This is a genomic window from Natronocalculus amylovorans (genome assembly GCF_023638035.1).
In the GTDB taxonomy this organism is placed as follows: domain Archaea; phylum Halobacteriota; class Halobacteria; order Halobacteriales; family Haloferacaceae; genus Natronocalculus; species Natronocalculus amylovorans.
In genome coordinates this window covers 135,163-155,701 of record NZ_JAKRVX010000002.1, presented here as the reverse complement: position 1 = coordinate 155,701, position 20,539 = coordinate 135,163, and the positions used below count along the sequence as shown (strand labels likewise).

Annotated in this window: 24 protein-coding genes and 1 tRNA gene; 19 read left to right on the top strand and 6 right to left on the bottom strand. The window is 51.0% G+C overall.

Annotation, left to right across the window (positions count from 1 at the left end):
* The first annotated feature begins 18 nt into the window (after positions 1–18).
* The 3 genes from AArcSt2_RS05125 (at position 19) to AArcSt2_RS05115 (ending at position 2,588) form a co-directional block, all read left to right on the top strand.
* A complete protein-coding gene (locus AArcSt2_RS05125) occupies positions 19–558 on the top strand; it encodes an Lrp/AsnC family transcriptional regulator (protein ID WP_302928585.1) in 540 nt (179 codons plus the stop codon).
* Positions 559–706: 148 nt separating this feature from the next.
* Positions 707–1,969, top strand: a complete 1,263-nt coding sequence (locus AArcSt2_RS05120) for a tRNA (N(6)-L-threonylcarbamoyladenosine(37)-C(2))-methylthiotransferase (protein ID WP_250583312.1) — start codon at positions 707–709, stop codon at positions 1,967–1,969.
* A 52-nt stretch (positions 1,970–2,021) separates the two neighbouring features.
* On the top strand, positions 2,022–2,588 hold the full coding sequence (locus AArcSt2_RS05115; protein ID WP_174654305.1) for a S26 family signal peptidase: 567 nt from the start codon (positions 2,022–2,024) through the stop codon (positions 2,586–2,588).
* Positions 2,589–2,590: 2 nt separating this feature from the next.
* Here AArcSt2_RS05115 and AArcSt2_RS05110 read toward each other — a convergent pair whose 3' ends face one another.
* Positions 2,591–3,097 carry an NYN domain-containing protein gene (locus tag AArcSt2_RS05110; RefSeq protein WP_250583311.1) on the bottom strand — a complete coding sequence of 169 codons (507 nt, stop codon included), beginning with the start codon at positions 3,095–3,097 and terminating at the stop codon, positions 2,591–2,593.
* A gap of 137 nt (positions 3,098–3,234) precedes the next feature.
* Here AArcSt2_RS05110 and AArcSt2_RS05105 point away from each other — a divergent pair, with 137 nt between their 5' ends.
* The 6 genes from AArcSt2_RS05105 to AArcSt2_RS05080 all read left to right on the top strand — a co-directional run bounded on the left by AArcSt2_RS05105 (position 3,235) and on the right by AArcSt2_RS05080 (position 8,898).
* Positions 3,235–3,534, top strand: a complete 300-nt coding sequence (locus tag AArcSt2_RS05105) for a DUF7999 family protein (RefSeq protein WP_250583310.1) — start codon at positions 3,235–3,237, stop codon at positions 3,532–3,534.
* Between the two features lie 267 nt (positions 3,535–3,801).
* A complete protein-coding gene (gene gcvT / locus AArcSt2_RS05100) occupies positions 3,802–4,893 on the top strand; it encodes a glycine cleavage system aminomethyltransferase GcvT (protein WP_250583309.1) in 1,092 nt (363 codons plus the stop codon).
* A gap of 29 nt (positions 4,894–4,922) precedes the next feature.
* Positions 4,923–5,306, top strand: coding sequence for a glycine cleavage system protein GcvH (gcvH, locus tag AArcSt2_RS05095; RefSeq protein ID WP_174654301.1), 384 nt, complete (start codon positions 4,923–4,925; stop codon positions 5,304–5,306).
* A gap of 53 nt (positions 5,307–5,359) precedes the next feature.
* Positions 5,360–6,697 (top strand): aminomethyl-transferring glycine dehydrogenase subunit GcvPA, encoded by a 1,338-nt coding sequence (gcvPA, locus tag AArcSt2_RS05090; protein ID WP_250583308.1) that lies wholly within the window; start codon positions 5,360–5,362, stop codon positions 6,695–6,697.
* Positions 6,694–8,112 carry an aminomethyl-transferring glycine dehydrogenase subunit GcvPB gene (gene gcvPB / locus AArcSt2_RS05085; protein WP_250583307.1) on the top strand — a complete coding sequence of 473 codons (1,419 nt, stop codon included), beginning with the start codon at positions 6,694–6,696 and terminating at the stop codon, positions 8,110–8,112. The genes gcvPA and gcvPB overlap by 4 nt, the downstream gene beginning before the upstream one ends.
* A 264-nt stretch (positions 8,113–8,376) precedes the next feature.
* Positions 8,377–8,898 carry an Lrp/AsnC family transcriptional regulator gene (locus AArcSt2_RS05080; RefSeq protein WP_174654298.1) on the top strand — a complete coding sequence of 174 codons (522 nt, stop codon included), beginning with the start codon at positions 8,377–8,379 and terminating at the stop codon, positions 8,896–8,898.
* Positions 8,899–8,918: 20 nt separating this feature from the next.
* Here AArcSt2_RS05080 and AArcSt2_RS05075 read toward each other — a convergent pair whose 3' ends face one another.
* Entirely contained in the window at positions 8,919–10,325 is a 1,407-nt protein-coding gene (locus AArcSt2_RS05075; protein WP_174654297.1) for an aspartate aminotransferase family protein, read from the bottom strand.
* Positions 10,326–10,531: 206 nt separating this feature from the next.
* Here AArcSt2_RS05075 and AArcSt2_RS05070 point away from each other — a divergent pair, with 206 nt between their 5' ends.
* Entirely contained in the window at positions 10,532–10,774 is a 243-nt protein-coding gene (locus AArcSt2_RS05070; RefSeq protein ID WP_174654296.1) for a hypothetical protein, read from the top strand.
* On the opposite strand, the gene AArcSt2_RS05065 is transcribed toward AArcSt2_RS05070, so the two are convergent.
* On the bottom strand, positions 10,771–11,346 hold the full coding sequence (locus AArcSt2_RS05065) for a DUF8102 family protein (protein ID WP_174654295.1): 576 nt from the start codon (positions 11,344–11,346) through the stop codon (positions 10,771–10,773). The two genes, AArcSt2_RS05070 and AArcSt2_RS05065, sit on opposite strands and share 4 nt — an antisense overlap.
* Positions 11,347–11,511: 165 nt before the next feature.
* On the opposite strand from AArcSt2_RS05065, the gene AArcSt2_RS05060 reads away from it, so the two are divergent.
* Positions 11,512–12,189: a DUF2306 domain-containing protein gene (locus AArcSt2_RS05060; protein ID WP_174654294.1), complete on the top strand. Its 678-nt coding sequence runs from the start codon at positions 11,512–11,514 to the stop codon at positions 12,187–12,189.
* Positions 12,190–12,198: 9 nt separating this feature from the next.
* On the opposite strand, the gene AArcSt2_RS05055 is transcribed toward AArcSt2_RS05060, so the two are convergent.
* Positions 12,199–13,428 carry a CaiB/BaiF CoA transferase family protein gene (locus AArcSt2_RS05055; protein WP_174654293.1) on the bottom strand — a complete coding sequence of 410 codons (1,230 nt, stop codon included), beginning with the start codon at positions 13,426–13,428 and terminating at the stop codon, positions 12,199–12,201.
* A 22-nt stretch (positions 13,429–13,450) separates the two neighbouring features.
* A complete protein-coding gene (locus AArcSt2_RS05050; protein ID WP_250583306.1) occupies positions 13,451–14,614 on the bottom strand; it encodes an acyl-CoA dehydrogenase family protein in 1,164 nt (387 codons plus the stop codon).
* Between the two features lie 230 nt (positions 14,615–14,844).
* Between AArcSt2_RS05050 and AArcSt2_RS05045 the strand changes: the two genes are divergently transcribed.
* The gene (locus AArcSt2_RS05045) at positions 14,845–15,612 is read left to right on the top strand and encodes an IclR family transcriptional regulator (protein ID WP_174654291.1); all 768 of its coding nucleotides are present in this window, start codon (positions 14,845–14,847) and stop codon (positions 15,610–15,612) included.
* 393 nt (positions 15,613–16,005) lie between these two features.
* On the opposite strand, the gene AArcSt2_RS05040 is transcribed toward AArcSt2_RS05045, so the two are convergent.
* Positions 16,006–16,170 carry a DUF7838 family putative zinc beta-ribbon protein gene (locus tag AArcSt2_RS05040; protein WP_174654290.1) on the bottom strand — a complete coding sequence of 55 codons (165 nt, stop codon included), beginning with the start codon at positions 16,168–16,170 and terminating at the stop codon, positions 16,006–16,008.
* A gap of 142 nt (positions 16,171–16,312) precedes the next feature.
* On the opposite strand from AArcSt2_RS05040, the gene AArcSt2_RS05035 reads away from it, so the two are divergent.
* The 7 genes from AArcSt2_RS05035 to AArcSt2_RS05005 all read left to right on the top strand — a co-directional run bounded on the left by AArcSt2_RS05035 (position 16,313) and on the right by AArcSt2_RS05005 (position 20,397).
* Positions 16,313–16,714: an acyl-CoA thioesterase gene (locus AArcSt2_RS05035; RefSeq protein ID WP_250583305.1), complete on the top strand. Its 402-nt coding sequence runs from the start codon at positions 16,313–16,315 to the stop codon at positions 16,712–16,714.
* A 40-nt stretch (positions 16,715–16,754) separates the two neighbouring features.
* Positions 16,755–16,997 (top strand): glutaredoxin family protein, encoded by a 243-nt coding sequence (locus tag AArcSt2_RS05030; protein ID WP_174654288.1) that lies wholly within the window; start codon positions 16,755–16,757, stop codon positions 16,995–16,997.
* Positions 16,994–17,527: a cob(I)yrinic acid a,c-diamide adenosyltransferase gene (locus AArcSt2_RS05025; RefSeq protein WP_174654287.1), complete on the top strand. Its 534-nt coding sequence runs from the start codon at positions 16,994–16,996 to the stop codon at positions 17,525–17,527. The genes AArcSt2_RS05030 and AArcSt2_RS05025 overlap by 4 nt, the downstream gene beginning before the upstream one ends.
* Positions 17,528–17,643: 116 nt before the next feature.
* Positions 17,644–17,940: a DUF7553 family protein gene (locus tag AArcSt2_RS05020; protein WP_174654286.1), complete on the top strand. Its 297-nt coding sequence runs from the start codon at positions 17,644–17,646 to the stop codon at positions 17,938–17,940.
* Between the two features lie 90 nt (positions 17,941–18,030).
* A tRNA-Val gene (locus AArcSt2_RS05015) sits at positions 18,031–18,105 on the top strand.
* 564 nt (positions 18,106–18,669) lie between these two features.
* On the top strand, positions 18,670–20,073 hold the full coding sequence (locus tag AArcSt2_RS05010; RefSeq protein WP_250583304.1) for a selenium-binding family protein: 1,404 nt from the start codon (positions 18,670–18,672) through the stop codon (positions 20,071–20,073).
* 6 nt (positions 20,074–20,079) lie between these two features.
* Positions 20,080–20,397 (top strand): 2Fe-2S iron-sulfur cluster-binding protein, encoded by a 318-nt coding sequence (locus AArcSt2_RS05005; protein ID WP_250583303.1) that lies wholly within the window; start codon positions 20,080–20,082, stop codon positions 20,395–20,397.
* Positions 20,398–20,539: the final 142 nt, after the last annotated feature.

Genomic DNA, 20,539 nt, shown 5'->3' with positions numbered 1-20,539 from the left:
GCGAATCAACTAGACGAGATCGACCGTCGAATCATCTATGCAGTCATGGATGATGCAAGGCATGCGTCGCCTCCCGACCTTGCAAACGAGCTGGATGTTACTGCTGCAACAATCCGGAATCGGATTACAAACCTCGAAGCTGAGCAAATTATCACTGGGTACCACGCAGCAATAGATTTTGAGGCTGCAGACGGTAGCCTTACAAACATCTATCTCTGTAATGCGCCAATTGCAGAACGAGAGTCGTTTGGATCCAAAGTAAAGGCTGTGCCAGGAGTCATCAATGTCCGTGAACTAATGACTGGCCGGCGAAATCTCCACGTCTTGGCGATCGGTGAAGATATTCACGATCTCCGACGGATTGCACGAGCTATCTCAAGTTTGGGAATCGAAATTGAGGATGAAGAGCTCGTCCAATCGGAAACCTCGCTCCCGTATGCACCATACGGACCAGATAAACGCGAGCGGCATATTGATGTGGTGAACGAAGTTGAATCCTCCGTGCTATTTGCAGAGCGCCCACAGAAACAGTCGCTTCTCGATCGACTGTTTGGCTGAGCGGTTACGCACACCGCACCTACTTCGTGCTAGTGTGTCCCTCATCGGCGGACAGGATGTGATCGTGTCTGCGGTATGTGAAAGTTGAGCATAGCGACGATCGGACCGTCGTCCTTTTGCTCACGCATCCGTAAACAGCAATAACTGAATGGCCACGTATCATATCGAGACGTACGGCTGTACGTCAAATCAGGGTGAAAGTCGCCAGATCGAGCAGGCGCTCCGCGAGGGCGGACACTACCCTGCACCAAGTCTCGACGAGGCCGACGTCGCTATTTTAAATACCTGTACAGTGGTCGAAAAAACCGAGCGGAACATGCTTTCTCGTGCCAAAGAGCTCGAGGGAGAGACAACTGACCTCATTGTAACCGGCTGTATGGCGCTCGCACAGGGTGACGAGTTCACAAATGCAGGTGTTGATGCGCAAGTTCTTCATTGGGACGAGGTGCCAGAGGCAGTCCTCAACGGCGAATGCCCAACGGTCACGCCGGATACGGAACCCATCTTGGACGGTGTCATAGGAATTTTGCCGATCGCTCGCGGCTGTATGTCGAACTGTTCGTACTGTATCACCAAGTTTGCAACTGGCCGGGTTGATTCGCCATCGGTCGAGGAGAATGTCCGAAAGGCACGCGCACTCGTCCACGCCGGTGCCAAAGAGATCCGAATCACCGGGCAGGATACCGGTGTCTACGGATGGGATAACGGCGACAGAAAGCTCCCGGAACTGCTCGATCGGATCTGCTCGGAGATTGATGGCGAGTTCAGAGTTCGGCTTGGAATGGCTAACCCGGGAGGTATCCATGGGATTCACGAGGAGTTGGTGGACGTGTTCGATCGACATGAAAAACTCTACAATTTCATCCACCTTCCGGTCCAATCCGGGAGCGATGACGTACTTGCGGAGATGCGCAGACAACATCGCGTTGAAAAATTCAAAGAGATTGTTGACACGTTTAACGCCGAGCTTGATTACTGGACGCTATCGACGGATTTCATTGTCGGATTCCCAACAGAGACAGACGCGGATCATGAACAGTCGATGGAGCTGCTTGCGGAGGTTCGTCCCGAAAAAATCAATGTGACACGGTTTTCGAAGCGTCCGGGGACCGATGCAGCCAACATGAAAGGGCTCGGAGGTACACTCAAAAAGGAGCGATCAAAAGCGATGTCCTCGCTGAAGATGGAGGTTGTCGCAGCTGCCTACGAGTCGATGATTGGAACCACCCAAGATGTGCTTGTTGTGCAAGATGGGGTAGGAGATTCTGTTAAATGCCGAGATGGCGCGTATCGACAGATTATCGTCCAGAACGCCTCGGAGTATGGCCTCTCACCCGGTGATTTCTGTACGCTAGAGGTGACGAGCCATCAAACGGTCTATGCGTTTGGAACGCCCGTTTCTCTCAACTAATCCCGGTGTGAAGGAGTGCAGTTTTAGCGTCGTGACACCAAAGAACCTGTAGATGGGTCGTCGTGAACTGCTCGTTGATATCCTCCTGCCGGTTACCGTTGCAATCCTTCTTATCGGTGTACTTGTTGGTGTAACCGGAACATGGCCACCGATGGTTGCGGTTGAAAGCGGGAGTATGGAGCCAAATGCAAACACTGGCGATCTGATTATTGTCTCCTCACTCGATCGGTTTGATGGTGATGCGGAGACACATGGCATTGTCACTGAGGAAGAAGCCAAAAATAATGGACATGAGCGGATCGGCTCACATGGCGACGTAATTGTGTTTACACCGCCGGAATGGACCGCGTCACCAATTTTTCATCGAGCCGCATTCTATGTAACTGCAGGTGAAGACTGGACCGATCGGGCGGATCCAACACTGATTCCAACAACCGACTGTGATGAGCTTCGAAACTGTCCCGCTCCAAATGATGGCTACATTACGCATGGCGATAACAATAGTCGGTATGACCAGGTGAGTGGAACGGCTCCGCCTGTCAAACCGGAGTGGATCGAAGCAAAAGGCCAGGCTCGAATTCCAAAAATTGGATGGCTCAGGCTAGTCCTTGCGGGGTAGTGTTATTCCGCAGCCGAGGGTTCAGAAGCCGTATCTGAACGGTTCGTTGTTGTGCTTTCTTGTCGGGTTTCTTCCAAGGTGACTGCATGCGTCGCAGCATTTTGGAGTGCATCCGATCGACCATGGGCACCCGGTGCAATCGCGAACGTCTTGATTCCGTGTGCGTTGGCAATCTCAAGTAGCGGCTTGAAATCGGTGTCTCGAGATGCGATCGCAAGCATCGAGGTGTTCCCACTGAGTGCGATCTCAGTTGCATCAACCGCAAGTTTCACGTCAACATCACCGCTCGTAACAATGACCTCATAGCCTCGTGCTTCTGCGGCTTGTATCAAGCCGGGGGTCGCATGCTCATCAACATAGAGACGCGTCGTCACCAAGTGTCCGCGCGCTTTTGCTGCCTCCCGGACATCGTCGAGATCAACATCAAACTCATCACGGAGAATATTTGGCCCATCAACAAACAACGCAACGCCCGTTCGATTGGGCTGACCATCGTGGTCTACATCCATAGAGTGGCTTCTGCGATCAAACCGTATTAGGTTGCTGGTTTATTATCCAAGCAGCCAAAATTCCCCGTTAGGTACCTCCTAACGGTCTGTATGAACTACATACTTTTGTGGTATTCACTGTTACTGATAAGTGGCACATGACAGCGACGTCCGATACAACTGCACGACAATGCTTGGTTGATCAACCGATGAACCAACATGGATACATTTCGCTCTCCCTGCCCACAACGGGTGAAACGTTCCATATTGTCGAGTACAAAGACAACAAAACACAAACACAACTGGAGACTGCCCACTCCGGTTGTGCAGTGTTTGTTGTTCTAGACCGGATTGGCTGTCGCGCAGAAACATGGCGTGCTCGATCGGTTGAGCTCCTATCTGAGTACGCCATGGAATCCTGCGAAGATAGTGAAAGCCGTTCTATCACACCCACGTGATTTAGCTTCCACTCTCACCACCCTGCCCAACTCAGTGGTAGTACGGCTCTACCATGTGCCACTTTTCAGACCCATGCACGCGTGTGCGCTGCTGATTCTGAGGGGGATCATATGGGTTCTGTCAACACACAACAGTCACAATGATATTCGAGCATGTGTAATTGAGACACCTCATTTCCGATGAAATATGCAGTGGTATGTATATTGTTTGTGAGTGACTGGCTTCGGGATGAGAAAACATTACTTACTACAACGAGAGGTGAGTGTATGGCTCGACGGAAACCACCGCTGTACACCGTTCATGACGAACGTGGTGCAAAATTCACCGACTTTGGTGGCTGGGAGATGCCAGTCACTTTTGATTCGATCCGAACAGAGCACGACGCAGTGCGCGAATCTGTCGGGATTTTTGATGTCTCGCACATGAGCGAGATTGATGTCTCCGGCCCAGATGCAACTGAACTCATGCAGCGACTGACGACAAATGATGTTGCGGCACTTTCACCAGGAACTTCTCAGTACGCATGTATCACCGATGATTCCGGAATCATCCTCGATGATACGGTGGTCTATCGACTCGATGATACTGAAGATGGACCAGTGTACCGGTTTATCCCAAATGCGGGCCACGATGGACAGATGACCGATCGCTGGGCCTCTCATAGAGATGAGTGGTCACTAACTGCGACCGTCGACAACGTTACAACGGAGTGGGCGATGTATGCAGTGCAAGGGCCTGACTCGGAACCGCTCGTTTCTGACGCCGCGGGTGAATCCGTGGCGGATCTTTCACGGTTTTCTGCAGGCGAGTATACGATCGCAGAAACAACCTGTCTCGTTGCACGAACAGGATACACTGGTGAGGACGGATTTGAAGTGCTTTGTCCAACTGCCGATGCAGAGGCAGTCTGGAATGCACTCGATTGTCAACCATGTGGATTAGGTGCCCGTGATACGCTTCGAACTGAAATGGGATATCTTCTCTCAGGACAGGATTTCCATGTCGATACTGAGCCACGGAACCCGTATGAAGCAGGTGTTGGATTCACCGTGAAACTTGACACGCCATTTGTTGGACGCGACGCGCTTGCTGAAATCAACAAAACCGGCACAACCCAACGATTTACTGGTGTTATGCTGACCGAGCGGGGTGTTCCTCGATCGGGGTACACTGTCACGACAACCGACGGTGATGAGATCGGACAGCTCACCAGCGGAACAATGAGTCCAACACTCAGTGAACCGATCGGACTTGGCTATCTCAACCGGGAGGTTGCGGATGGGGATACAGTACATGTCCTTGTTCGTGGAGAACCCAAAGAGGCCACTGTTCAGACACCACCATTTATCACTACATAATCACCGATATTACCATACAACAATCAATCATGAGCTTTGACGTACCTGAAGACCGGAACTACTTGGAATCGCACGAATGGACAACGCTTGAAGAAGACACCGTCACTGTCGGTATCACCGACTTTGCGCAGGATGAACTGGGTGACGTTGTCTTTGTTGAACTCCCATCAGAAGGGGATACAGTCACTGCTGGGGATACGTTTGGGGTTATTGAGAGCATCAAAGCAGTCTCAGACCTCTATGCCCCTGTGAGTGGAGAGGTAACCGCAGTTAACGAGGCGCTGTTTGACCAGCCGGAGCTTGTCAACGATGACCCGTTCGGCGATGGATGGATGCTTAAAATCAACGTCTCAGACGATGATACCTCTGATTCGCTGCTCACTGCTGCAGAGTACGCAGACCAGATTGCGTAACCAACTCCCTCAGGTTAATTCGGATTGCACGCGATGACCACCAGACACAAACGATGACAAACGGACATACAGACGGAAGCCCATTTGCACCACACACAGACGAAGAGACCGCCGAAATGCTGGACATTCTTGGTGTCGAACAGGAGGCGGATCTGTTCGATATTCCTGGAGATGTCGCATTTGATGGCAAACTCGGGATCGATTCCCGAACCGAACAAGAGATACGAACCGAACTCTCACGGCTATTTGGCCGGAACGACGAGCTGGTTGAGTTCATGGGTCGTGGCCACTACGCACACTACGTTCCCTCAATTGTCAACCACCTCTCCCTTCGAGCGGAGTTTCTGACAAGCTATACGCAGTACCAACCGGAGATCACCCAAGGGTTTCTCCAAGTGCTGTTCGAGTATCAATCGATGCTTGTCGAACTCACTGGCTTACCAATCGCAAACTGCTCGATGTACGATGCAGCAACAAGCTTGGCGGAAGCATCGCTGTTAGCAAATCGCGTTCGATCGACAAGCGGTGATACCGTACTTGTGCCAGAACAGCTTCGAAGCGGAAAGCGATCGGTACTGGAGAACTACGTCGCTGGCGTCGATATGCAGATTGAAACCTACGCAATGGATGATGGAAACGCATCCATCGAGGACATTCAGTCCGTTGTCGGCGATGAGACGGTTGCAATCTATGCAGAGAACCCAACGCTTCGTGGGACGATTGAAGAGTCGCTCTCCGAGATTGGGGCGATTGCACACGAAAATGATGCGCTCTTTATTCTCGGATCCGATCTTGTTGCACTGTCATTGCTTCAAGAGCCGAAATCAGTCGGTGCAGACGTTGTCGTTGGCGAAGCAGGCGTGTTGGGACTTGGAAGCAGCTACGGGATGGGACTTGGTATTTTTGCGACAAAAGAGGAGTTCCTTCGGCAAGTTCCCGGCAGGTTAGTCGGTGTGAGTGAAGATGCTGATGACAGGCGCGCATACACACTCACCTTGCAGACACGTGAACAACACATCCGAAAGGAACGAGCAACGTCGAACATCTGTACCAACCAGGCATGGGTGGCGCTTCGGACCGCGATTCACACCGCATGGCTCGGCCCAGATGGATTGGTTTCACTTGCAGAAGACAGCGTCACGAATGCAGCGTCGCTTGCGTCGGATATCGATGAGATTAGCGGCTACCGTGCACCAGTCCACGATCGACACCACTTCCGTGAGTTTGTTGTCCGCACCGACCAGCCAGCAACCGCGATCGCAAGCGATCTCGAAGCTGAAGGCTTTGCAGTCCATGTCGTTGGTGAGCATGAACTACAGGTCTGTATTACTGATGTGAATGTACACGCAGCCGACGAGTTAGTGGCTGCATTTTTGGAGGTGAGACAATGATCTACGAGCAGGCACGCTACACGGAAGGCGAGGACAAACACGAACCGCTCCTCTCAGAGAAGGATGACACAACGATCAACGTCGGGGGTGATGATTCCCCACTTCCAGACTCACTCACTCGTGATGAGCTATCTTTGCCTGCGCTTTCGGAGCCGGAAATTGCCCGCCACTATACCCGTCTCTCGCAGATGAACTGGAGCATCGAAAGCGGGCCATACCCGCTTGGCTCCTGTACGATGAAGTATAACCCGAAGTTTACCGAAGATATTGCGGCAGATCCGAGCGCGGCGATTCATCCGGACCGACGCGCGGAAACTGCACAAGGAAATTTGGGGATGCTCTATGGACTACAGGAGTTCCTTGGAACGATCGGTGGAATGGATGCGGTGACGCTCCAGCCACCTGCTGGTGCTGCCGGTGAGTTTACGGGAATTCTTGTTGCAAAAGCATATCATGAGGCACATGGCAACGACAAAAGCGAAGTGATTATTCCGGCTTCTGCACACGGAACAAACTTTGCGACCGCCGCGATGGCGGGATACGAGGTTGTTGAGCTCCCGTCTGCAGAAGACGGTCGGGTTGACGTGGATGCATTGGAGGCGGCAGTTTCCGAAGACACTGCAGCGCTCATGCTCACGAATCCAAATACAGTCGGCCTATTTGAGCGTGATATCGTCGAAATTGCAGAGATGGTACACGACGTTGGTGGATTGCTCTACTACGATGGCGCAAATCTCAATGCACTCCTCGGCCGGGGTCGGCCGGGCGATATGGGATTCGATATTATGCACTACAACGTGCATAAAACGTTTGCAACACCACACGGTGGCGGCGGTCCTGGCGCGGGCCCAGTCGGGGTTGTCGAGAAACTCGCACCGTACCTTCCATCGCCACAGGTAGAACAAACCGACAATGGATTCGAGCTGTTTGAGCCAGAGCAGTCAATCGGTAAGGTTCATGGGTTTTCGGGTAACTGGCTTGTGTTGATCAAAGCGTACGCCTACATTGCCCGACTTGGTGACGAAGGGTTGCTTGATGCGAGTGCGAAAGCAGTACTTAATGCGAACTACCTCGCTTCACAGATCGACCTAGAAGTACCATACGGCCCATTCCATCATGAATTTGCAGCCACCGCAGGCGATCGGGATGCAGCAGATCTTGCAAAGCGAATGCTTGATTTCGGTGTTCATCCACCGACAACAAAATGGCCGGAAATGGTTCCAGAAGCGATGTTAACCGAGCCAACTGAAATTGAGAATCAGGCATCGCTTGATGATCTTGCAGAGGCATTTAATATCGCGTTTGGTGATAGCGAAGATGCAATACAGCAGGCACCGTCACGGACCACCGCAAAGCGAATAGATCAGGCAAGTGCAGCACGTAACCCTCGGCTCTCATGGCACCGATTGAAGTGAGATTGGATATACTCTGACATATACGTCATTTGTTGAATTTAGTTTCCTATTTCTCACGGAGCCCAGATCAAAGACAAATCTTATATGATCGTGTCAATAATCACCGATTGTCGGGTTGCAAACGTGAACCACGACAACCAAACAACGTGGAAAGAGGCACCTACTAATTGAGACAGGAAATTGTCTGCTGCTTTTCATTTTGATTTTAGTTCCCAAAGGCAAATACTACTATACTGTAGGGAATCAAAGACACATTATAGTTCAATGTCAGTAACTCTTGACGCGAAAGATATCCGTATTCTCCGTGCGATCGCGATCGAAGAAACAACAAGCACAGATCGTATCCACGAAGTGACCGACATTCCAAAATCAACGGTTCACTATCGATTGACGAATATGCGTGAGGCCGGTGTATTCAAAAACGATCTGTATGAAATCGATTACCAAACAGCCGGTCTTGAAATTGTACTGATTTCGGAGGTCTGGGCTGAGTACGGAAAGGGGTATCATACAGTTGTCGGAGACAAACTTGCAGAGGTTGAGGGAGTCAACAATGTGTATTTCACAATGGGTGAAACAGATTTTATTGTTATCGCCAGATTACCGGGTAGGGATCACGTTGAATCCTTAATTACGAATTTCGAGTCAATTCCAGAGATTCAACGAACAAGCTCAAAGTTTGTCATCACAACTATCAAAGATACTGAAAGTGCAACGGTGTTACGAGATTACAGTGAGGAGACGTTGTTTGCAGCTCACGGAATTGATCCAGCAAATAGCGAGTAGGGTACGGTACGATCGGCTATTCAGTCCAGTGCAGTTGTGATCGCATCACAAATAATGTCCGCACCAACCTCTGCTTGTGTTTCGGTGATAACTAACGGTGGAATTAATCGAAGTACATTCCCATTTCGGCCAGCACTCCAAACGAGCACTCCATTTTTATAGCTGGTTTTCTGGATCGTTTTGATAATCTCCTTGTCAGGTGCTCCAGCCGCATCAACAAACTCGACACCGATAAACAGCCCTTCCCCTCGGACTTCGATAATCCGATCGGTCTCTGCTGCAATTTCACGGAATCGATCGCGGAGATACCTGCCAACTGAATCTGCGTGTGCCAACAGGTTATGATTCTCGATGTACTCGATCGCTTTGATTCCACCCACCATTGCTGGGACGTTGCCACGGAATGTTCCAATGTGCCCGCCCGGACCCCAAGTGTCGAACTTTTCGTGATACAACATCGCGCCAATTGGCAGCCCGGTTCCACCAAGTGCTTTTGCCATGGTGACTGCATCCGGTGTTACGCCAAAGTGGTCGGAGCCGAACCACTCACCGGTTCGACCGAGTCCAGTTTGGATCTCATCTGCGATTAACAGTGCATCATTGTCGTCTGCAATATCACGAAGTCCTTTCATGAATCCTTTCGGTGGAACGACAACACCGCCTTCACCCTGAATCGGCTCAACCCAAATACCGGCTGGTGATTCATGACCGCTGTATGGGTCTTCGAATTTCCGTTGGACGGCATCGAGTGCGGTTGCACAGCCAGTATTTTGACAACAGTCCTCTGCTGGACAGAACCCTCCAATGTCGCCTTGTAGCTGCGGATCACGTGCTGGATACGGATATGGAACGTGTACGACATCCGGAAGCATCGGTGCGTAGCCTTCTTTGTATTTTTTGCCTGCGGTAAGGCTGAGTGCACCTGCTGTCGCACCGTGGTATGCACCCTCAAATGCAAGCATCCCATGACGACCGGTGTTATGTTTTGCAAGCTTTATTGACCCTTCAATCGCATCACTGCCGCTTGGCCCACCAAACACAACATTGCTTGCCCCTTTGAGGTCACCTGGCGCAATCTCTCTGAGCTTCTCAATCAGCTCGATTCGAGGTTCTGTTGGAAAGTCAATCGTGTGAACCACCTTGTCCATCTGTTCATGAACTGCATCCATGACGTAGGGGTTCGCGTGACCAACATTCAGTACGCCAATTCCGCCGAAAAAGTCCAAAAAGACGTTTCCGTCTACGTCCTTGATCGTTGCACCCTTTGCCTCGTCAATCCCGATCGGAATCCGTTTTGGATATGCAACTGCACTGCTGTCGACTGCCTCCTGTCGTGCGAGTAGCGATTCGGAGTTTGGTCCGGGCACTTTCGTTACGCTTGGCGTCTCAGCAAAATGTAGTTCGTCAATCGATGGTCCATGTCCCATGAATCGGTAGAACGTAGCACGAGTCAATAGTAATTTCGATTGGTTTCACTATCAGAATAAATGTTGAACACAAAATAATATTTAGTGGGGATATTGTATTTAATTTGTATTATATTGCTACTGGTCGAAACAGCGGTATCTATGTGACTGAGCAGCTAGCTTCCACTGAGAGGAGGATTTAGTACTGTTGCTCACGCACGATATGTATGCGCCGCCGTCAGTTTGGAAAGCGATGTGTTGCCATTAGCCTTACCGGAGTTTCTATTGGAACGATGGGTGTTGCAGAACAACCGCCAAAATCCTCGAGCCGGTCGGTAGCGGAGCTACAGGCACTTGCAAGAGAAGATATCGACCAACTCAGCGATGCGGAGATTGATACGATTGTGCGTTCTCATGATGGGCCATGTCAATGTCCAGTCTGTCTATCGTCATTCAGAGCCCCACCCTAGGTTTGGTCTGTGATGAACGCTTCATTTGCATACATCTCTGCCAGTTCGTAGACTCCCTCAAGCGTTGTAACACCAAACTCTTCAAGCGCTAACGCTGCGGGAAGCGGGATTTCTTCAAATCTGTCGATCGCCTCTGGAACCTCCTCAAGCGGAATGCTTTGTTCGGGCTTGACTGTCGTTTCACGTGCCGTTTCAACATCGACAAGCCAGCCACGGTACACCAAGTGATAGACACCGACCGATCGGAGCGTTGCAATTTCCATCATCCGCCCGAAGTCCACACCCTGTAGCGTGCTCTGTCGCATCGCTAGCTCGATCATATCAATAAGTCCGTCATACAGTGCGCGATCACCGATCATTCCTGACTCAGTGACAAGCTCATCGAATATCAATTCAAGATCACGCCAGTCGAGGTACACCAAGACTGAAAAATCAAGAATTGCATTTCGGATTCGCCGCCGAATTCGCTGTCGTTTCTTACGCTCAGCAGCGTTTGTCTTCGGAGATGACTCACCGAGAAGATACGCGCGGTCCGAATGAGTCAACATTCCTTGTGGTCGTCGATCGCTCATATTAGATTACCGTGACAGTATTTGTATACGCTATCTAAAAAATTTGACTACTACTATTCGATTACGGCCCAAATAGCCAATTAAAGGCCCAAAAGAAACGTATAGAATAGTCAAATTTCATATGATAAAAGATAATTTTAAATACAGATGTGTTAATCGGTGGATATGATCTCACAGCTGCTAACCGTGACACTACTCATCCATATTATTGCGGGTGCCGCTGCACTGCTCTCCGGGTTTGTTGCAATCGCCACCACAAAAGGTGCGAAGAGACATCTTCAGTCGGGGTGGATCTATGTCCGATCGATGGCGATTGTTGTGGTGACCGCTATTCCGATCGCACTTTTTGATTCGAACTGGTTTTTGTTTACGATCGCCATTTTTTCTGGTTATCTCGTCTTTACTGGCGATCGAGTCCTCTCCAGAAAGCGACCTGAACCCGGTGTTGCTGCCCCAATAGATTGGGCCGGACATGGACTCATGGCAGTTACTGGGGGTGGAATGATTGCATTTGGTGGGTGGGGATACCTTTCTGGCACGCTATCGCTTGGGCCTGCACTGATCGTCTTTGGACTCATTGGACTGGTACTCGCAGTCCGTGAGATACACGAAATACGAAACCCACCTGTGGATCGAATGCAATGGTTCTACAAACACATCGGGTTCATGGGTGGTGGCTACATTGCAACGGTGACTGCATCAATCACGGTTAACCTTACCGTGGTTCCACCGTTGCTTCGGTGGGTTGGACCAACAGTTATTGGCATCCCACTCATCATGTACGCGGTCCGAAAATACGAAACACAGTTTACACCATCTCGGGCAGAGTCTGCTGCCGACTAGGCGCTGGCGTTAGCCAACAATATCGTTCTCGAAGTATGCGGTGATTTCTTCGTCTGTATACCCTGTCTCGGTGAGTATTTCAGTTGTGTGCTCGCCAAGCAGTGGTGGATGTTTCCTGATCGAAGCCGGTGTTTTCGAAAACTGCATCGGCACGCCAACCATCTGTAACGAGTCAATACAGGGGTGTGAAACGGTTTGTATCATTCGGCGTGCCTGCAGTTGCTCATGTGCAAACACATCTGCCATCGTATTCACATTGCTTGCTGGAACGCCATGCTGGGTCAGTTTCTCAATGACGGTCTCCGTGTTTTGGGTTGCAAATACGTCAGCAATGATTGCATCCAACGCCTCTCGGTTCCGTACCCGTTTTTCGTTTGTCTCAAACCGATCGTCATCGATGAGATCTTCTCGATCGATCGCTACACAGAACTTCGGCCACAGGTTTGCAGACGGTACTGCAACAATAACATGTCCATCAGCAGTCTCAACACCCTGGTATGGGGCGATCGTTGGATGCTTGCTTCCCATCCGAGTTGGCGACTCCCCTGTGGCAGCATAATTTGAAGCCATATACGTCATCCATGCGACAAGCACATCTAACAGCGCAATATCAAGCTTCTGTCCACGTCCGTTACCGAGTTCACGTTCAAGCAGTGCTGCCACTATTGATTGTGTTGCATAATGACCTGCACCAATATCTGCGATTGCAACCCCAACCCGAACTGGTGGGCGCTCATCCTCCCCAGTAATACTCATCAGTCCGGACTCCGCTTGCATAATGAGATCGTAGGCAGGATGGTCCTTCTTTGGTCCCCACTCACCATATCCTGAAATCGAACAGTAGACAAGCGATGGGTTCAGCTCACGTACCGTCTTATATCCGAGATTCCACTGCTCTGGCTTTCCGGTACGAAAATTTTCAACAAAGACATCTGCATCCGAAACAAGCTCTCGAACAAGCTCGCGCCCTTTTTGATCCGCGAGGTTGACCGCGATCGATCGTTTATTTCGGTTGATACTGACGTAGTATGCGCTCTCACCGCTGTCTTCAAACGTCGGTGGGTGCCAGCCACGAGTTTGATCACCGGTCTCCGGACGCTCTATTTTGATTACATCTGCACCGAGATCACCGAGCTGCATCGTGCAAAACGGCCCCGAAAGGACGCGGCTTGCATCAATAACCGTGATGCCACTAAGTGGCCCGTCACTCTGTTCGGGGTGCTGGGCTTCACCGGTCATCTGTGCCTTTCGTATGCATGGGTTATTCGAATGCCGCGATTCCAGTGAGATCTTGCCCAAGTACTAACGTGTGAATGTCATGCGTCCCCTCATAGGTGTAGACCGTCTCTAAGTTTGCCATATGCCGCATTGGAGAGTAATCTGCGGTGATTCCGTTGCCGCCGAGCATTTCTCGTGCAATCCGTGACTGATCTCGAGCCATTCGGACGTTATTCCGTTTTGCCATCGAGACATGCTGTGGCGTCATCTCGCCGCGCTCTTTTAATTCCGACAGCCGATATGCTAACAGCTGTGCGGTTGTGATCTGTGTCGCCATCTCTGCAAGTTTCTCTTGTTGCAGTTGGAAGCGAGCAATCGGCCCACCGAACTGCTCTCGATCGGTCGCGTACTCACGGGCAGTCTCAAAACAGTCACGCGCTGCGCCAACTGCACCCCACGCAATACCAAATCGTGCCTGTGTGAGACATGAAAGTGGACCTTTCATCCCACTCACACCTGGGAGCATATTTTCTTTCGGGATGTGGACGTTCTGAAGCCCAATTTCACCTGTGATTGAGGCTCGCAGCGAGAGTTTCTCATCAATCTTATTTGTGGAGACTCCATCTCGATCGGTTTCTACGAGGAATCCACGGACCGGGGTGTTCTCTGCAGACCGATCGCGCGCCCACACAACCGCGACGTCTGCAATCGGTGAGTTCGTGATCCATGTTTTCGAGCCGTTGAGCACGTACTCATTACCCGCTTTTGTCGCATACGTCTCCATTGCAGACGGATTTGAGCCGTGCTCCGGTTCTGTGAGGCCAAAGCAGCCAATCGTTTCGCCGGTTCCCATCTCCGGGAGCCACTGTTCTTTCTGTTCGTCGGAGCCATACGCATAAATTGGGTACATCACAAGCGCTCCCTGCACGCTTGCCATCGATCGCAGTCCGGAATCGCCCGCTTCTAACTCCTGCATCAACAGCCCGTATGCAGTTTCACTTAGTCCCGGCAGTCCGTAGCCGTCCAAGTTTGGTGCGTAAAATCCTAGCTCACCAAGTTTCGGGATAAGCTCTGTTGGAAATGTCCCGTCGATATAGTGCTCGCCAACGATCGGTTTGAACTCTTTTTCAACGAACTCCCGTGCAGTATCACGGACCATTCGTTCCTCCGAATCAAGGTCTGCTTCGAGACCAACATAATCGAGCATGATAGTCGAGAGTTTTTGCTTGCCGATATTAAGGTTTGTGGGCGATAGAGGGGCTGAAACGGATGATATCTATAGTATTGGGACGACATAGGTTCCGTGAAGCGGAACACAGTGTACGTGGTGATGACCGGGGCCATATATTGACGATCGAAATCGCGCTTTTATCATTCTACACGTTAATTTGTTCCGCAAGACGGAACAGTGAAAACGCTGCTGCTCGAGGAGTGTGTATGAATGGCGATCGAGACCGAGAGCTAATCCAATCAGATGAAACGCTGTTTGCGATTATTGACGCGCTCAAACAATCCGATGGAGTGGGTGTCTCACAGGTTGCGTCGGCTGTTGGCGTTTCAAAAAGCACTGCCCACAGACACCTCTCGACGCTTTTGAAACACCAGTACGTTGTTCGAACAGCCTCAGGGTATCGACTTGGACTTCGATTTCTTGATTTGGGTGGGCACGTTCGCGAACAATATCCCTCGTTCGCGGATGTCGAGCCGAAAGTTACAGAACTCGCAGAGACCACTGGGGAACTTGCACAGTTTATTGCCCCGGAACATGGAAAGGGTATCTTTGTTTTTCGTCGGACTGGGGAGAAAGCGGTTCGAACCGAAGCCCGCGTGGGTAAACGTGTATTTCTTCATCATACGGCGGCTGGAAAAGCAACACTTGCGGCGATGTCTGATGAAACTGTTTCAGAAATTATTGATCGGTGGGGGCTCCCCGCGAAAACGGATGCTACGACAACGGATCGAGATGCGCTCTTTTCAGAGCTTAATCTGATTCGAGACCGTGGCTTTGCGATCGATGCCGATGAGCATCTGACTGGACTGTGGTCGGTCGGCTGTCCTGTGATGGCAACGGACGATCGCGTGCTTGGTGGGATCAGCGTCGCTGGGCCTCGCCATCGGATGAAAGATGCCGGTATTGAGTCTGCACTGCCCGAGTTGCTCCAAGCGATCGCCTCTGAGATCGAGCTCAATATTACGTACCGATAATGCACTATTTGATATTGCGTTATGTAGTTTATGTGTTGGTGTTCCATCCTGCCTAACTGGTGCTTTCCTCGAGTCTCGTAGGTAATCGATTAAATTTGGTTGTAAATGGAGTGACCTTCGAGACGATGCAGACAGAGACTTGAGTCTGGGGGTTTGCACACAAAAGAGCCTCTGGAGCACGTTCGAGACGACGGTCCAAATAAACAATTCGAGTCTGTCATGCTACATTTCGATTGAGATGGGCAGTCCAACACGGAGTCTTCTCTTTGGTCATCCCCTCTCGTAACTCAGCGTGCGCTATCACTACGACCCGGCAGGTGATGTGAACTGGATAGATTGAGGGCCGAGATCGGCAGTCGACAAACTATTGTGAAAAATAGGCGTGTACGTGGGTTATGCCGTTGAGCTGTCGATGCCGTTGATTTTGATAAATCCGTAGTCACATTCGGTACAACGCCATTTGGTTTTCTCGCCAAGGTGAAGCATGGTGCTTGCTGCACGGTAGAATGTCTGATCGCCCTCACACTTTGGACACGCGTGTTCGATCTCAAGGCTCATACTCCGCACTCTGTGGTCAGCCATGTTTAAGATGTTGATTTTCACTGTTGAATTTCACAAATATAAACTACATGCTGCAATATTAATTTCTAGTCATCCCACGATCGGTGCTTACATACAATATCCACGCATGAATGCGTGCATGGACTTTCCATTTGTAACTGAAGTTCCCCTTCGATTTCGCGATTTAGACACGATGGGTCATGTAAATAATGCAGTCTACGTTACGTTGCTCGAACAAGCCAGAACTGATTTTGTGCGTGACGTGCTTAATCTTGGGTTGGATGAGGTCGATTCAGTTGTTGCATCGCTGTCGATCGACTATCTCTCACCGATTCAACTCAGTGACACGGTTACAGTCGGTATTGCAATTGGTGACTTGGGTCGATCGAGTATCCCAATGCGGTATGAGATTCACGCAGGCGATCGGCTTGCAGCAACTGCAGAAACAACGTTGGTCACATTCGATAGCAGTACACAATCTTCCGCCCCGATACCACCGTCTTGGAGGGAGGCAATTGAGCCATATCAAGTGACCGAATAGACAGGCGAAGCTACTTGCCGTCGTATCACGAAGGATGTGTATGTCGATTACACTGTATGCACTCGACGGCTGTCCCTTCTGTGTCAAAGTCCACGATGCGCTCGAAGCAAACGAGATTGAGTATGAAACAGTCTGGACCGAGGCGATGCACTCCGATCGAAACGAAGTCAAACGAGTGAGTGGACAGCGTGGCGTCCCGGTCCTTGTTGATGAAGATCGTGGTGTCACAATGGCAGAAAGCGAAAAGATTCTCGAATACATCGACCAAACACTCGCACAATGAAGATATATACCGGACGAGGGGACGAGGGGCTTACTGATCTCAGAGATATGTCCCGCGTCTCAAAGACAAGTCCTCGAATCGAAGCATACGGTACTGTTGACGAGGCCAATGCATTGATCGGTAGGATACGACCAAGTGGCTACGACGATGTTGACGCATGGTTAGAAACAATACAGAACCACCTTCATATTATTCAGGCTGATTTTGCAAACCCGGATCCTGACCCCGATGACCCACAGCTTGAGCCAAAACACGTTTCGGTACTTGAGGACATGATCGATACCGCGGATGAAGAGTTGGAACCGCTTCGGTCGTTCATCCTCCCTGGTGGGAGTACAGCTGGTGCATCGCTTCATCATGCTCGAGCAGTCGTCCGCCGCGCTGAGCGTCGATCAGTTGAACTTGCGACAACGGACCCAATTAACGAGGAAGCGGTGGTCTATCTTAATCGGTTGTCTGATGCATTATTTACGCTTGGACGCCTCGTGAACCAACGCGATGGTGTTCCAGAGGAAGCGCCATCTTACTGACTTCGATCATCTCTTTTCACTATTTGTTCACCATATGATATCACGTAGTCTACTCACCATTATGTTGTACAATACCCAACACAAAGGTTATATTTGTTGTCTGCGTAAGGACGGATATGAACAAGCACTTCAAAGATGCGCGTTACTACGTTGGTCGAGCAGCAGGACATCTCAAAGCAGGACTCCGTGAAGAGCTCTCACCGATCGAACATCGTGTTCGTGGCATTGTTGGTCGCGAGAAAGAACCTGAAAAAAGCCGGCTTGAGCAGATTCAAGCAGATCTCAAAGAGATTGAAGCTCGTGCAGAGGGCGAAGCGCGCGATGCGATCGCTACCGCACGCGATCGGATTCAAACCTACCGGAACAACGAAGCGACGGACGATGAACAGTCCACAGAACGTCCCGTTGCGTGAATCACTTCGGGGTATTCTCTTTGCACTCTGTAAAACTCACTAAACAAGACAATTCTTAAGTTCGTTCTCGGGGTATTGGATAGTACGATCGGGTTGCTGGTCTAGCCTGGTTATGACGTCGCCTTCACACGGCGAAGCTCCCAAGTTCGAATCTTGGGCAACCCATACGAATTACGCACGGTTTCTAACTGTTGATATGTTGTACGCTTACCGCTTCTATCGACAGAGCGTCGATTTTATGGGGGTCTGTTGGAACCTTCGATTTGAATGAACCCAACATCCTCACTGTTGCGGGTCGCCTCCGTCTGCGTTTGTACACATTCGAAGCAGGTCTTGATATCCAAATAGATCCCAAATTTAGTCTGTCGGAATCCGATGTTAGACAGAAATCCGGCGAATAATCAGCTGATCAGAACTACCTATAATCGGTCTCAGTAGAACTCCACTCTTCTGATTGTTTTATTTACGCCACACGTTTTGATTACCATGTCGCCGCAGTGTAGCGAAACTATGGAGTCTCATTTTTACGGATGAATACTATCGACAGGAACACATAGCTTACAGAATGTAATGCCGCCCTGGTATCTCACTCACCCCAAGTTTGTCCGGAGACCTGACAACCCACCATTGAGAGTTACCGACGCCCGCAGTAGAACCCACATCACAGATGGGTTGTCATTCATAAATATAATAATTAATTATTACTATCCAGCTGTGGCAAAATGTAGCATGAGCACTGATGAACGCAATCAGTCGACCGACGCCCACCATCATGAACATCACACAGTAAAGGGCCCGGGGTATCCAACGCCCGCAGCGATGCGCACCGAGTCCGAACGCGAGAAGACTGCCTTTGTTATGGGCGTTCGTGTCGGGATGGACGTCGATAAACCAGACTTCGTTGGCGTCGTCGATGTCGACCCGGATTCGGAGACGTACAGCGAACTGATCAATACCGTCGAGATGCCAAACAAGGGCGACGAACTCCACCACTTCGGCTGGAATACCTGTTCTTCTTCCTGTCACGCCGAGGGGCTGGTCCGGGATCATCTGATCGTCCCCGGCCAGCGCTCCTCGCGCATTCATATCATCGACACCTCCGACCCACGCGATCCGACAATCGAGAAGGTGATCGAACCGGAGGAGGTATTTGAGCAGGATCTCTCGGCACCACACACTGTCCACTGCGTTCCCGGCGGGAAGATCGTCATCAGTATGCTTGGAAACGCTAACGGTGAACTTCCTGGAGGATTTCTCCAACTCGATCAAGACGACTTCTCCATCGATGGCCACTGGGAGGTCGATCGTGGCGATATGGAGATGAACTACGATTACTGGTATCAGCCCCGGCATGGCGTGATGCTGTCGACGGAGTGGGCGGCGCCGGAAACGTACTACCCAGGCTTTGATTTGGACGATGTTGAGGCAGGCAAGTATGGCAACAGCATCCACGTCTGGGACTGGGAGACCAAAGAACACCAGCAGACACTAACCTTCGGCGAGGAGGGGCTTATCCCGCTCGAGATTCGGATGCCACACAACCCCGAGGAGACTGAGGGGTACGTTGGCGCTGCACTCTCGTCGAACATCCTCCGGTTCTGGGAGGCTGAAGACGGACGCTGGGAGTGGGAGAAAGTCATCGATGTTGCGGATCGCGAACATCCTGACTGGGACATGCCTGTGCCGGGACTGGTGACAGACATCCTCCTGTCGCTCGACGACCAGTACATGTTCTTTTCAAACTGGCTCCATGGCGACGTGCGGATGTACGACATTAGCGACACTGGGAACCCACGGTTAGTCGATCAGTGCTGGGTTGGGGGCAACTTTGCGGAGCGCCAGAGTATCGGCGGCCACGATGTCCGTGGCGCACCCCAGATGCTCCAGCTCTCCCGTGATGGTCGACGGCTCTACTGGACTACATCCTTGTTCTCCTCGTGGGACAACCAGTTTTACCCCGAAATCGGCGAAAAAGGATCGGTAATGATGAAAGCGGACGTATATCCTGAAGAGGGTCGGATGGAACTCGACGAGGAATTTGTGGTCGATTTCGGAGACGCCCCTGGCGGCCCCGCCCGCGCCCATGAAATTCGTTGGCCTGGTGGGGACTGCACCAGCGACGTTTGGCAATAAACAGCGATGTCTCACGAAGTTACTCTAGAATGGCGCGACGGGCGAGAAGCGACCGTCAACGTTCGAAAGGCTGAGACAGTCACCGACGCGACCGAACGTGCAGGTCTTGGCATTCCCTATGGCTGCCTGTACGGTGCCTGCGCCACATGCACCGGACGCTTGCTGGAGGGTGGACTTGTCCACGTGAAACGAGCGCGAGGATTAAAACCGCAACACCGACAAGACGGCTACGTCCTACTCTGTGTGGCCGAACCGAGGTCTGACTGCCGGATTGAGGTAGGCGCAGAGGTCCAAGCTGATCTTGTACCGAATCCGTGGAAATGAGTGCGGTGGGTTTGCCTTTCTTCAGAGGCCAGGATGTAATTGTGCCATTCACAGACCTCCAACCCGGATGCCACGGGGTCGGACAGAAATTAAACATCCAGCTTGATCACGTCTCACGAGCTATTTTACGCTGAGTTAGTTT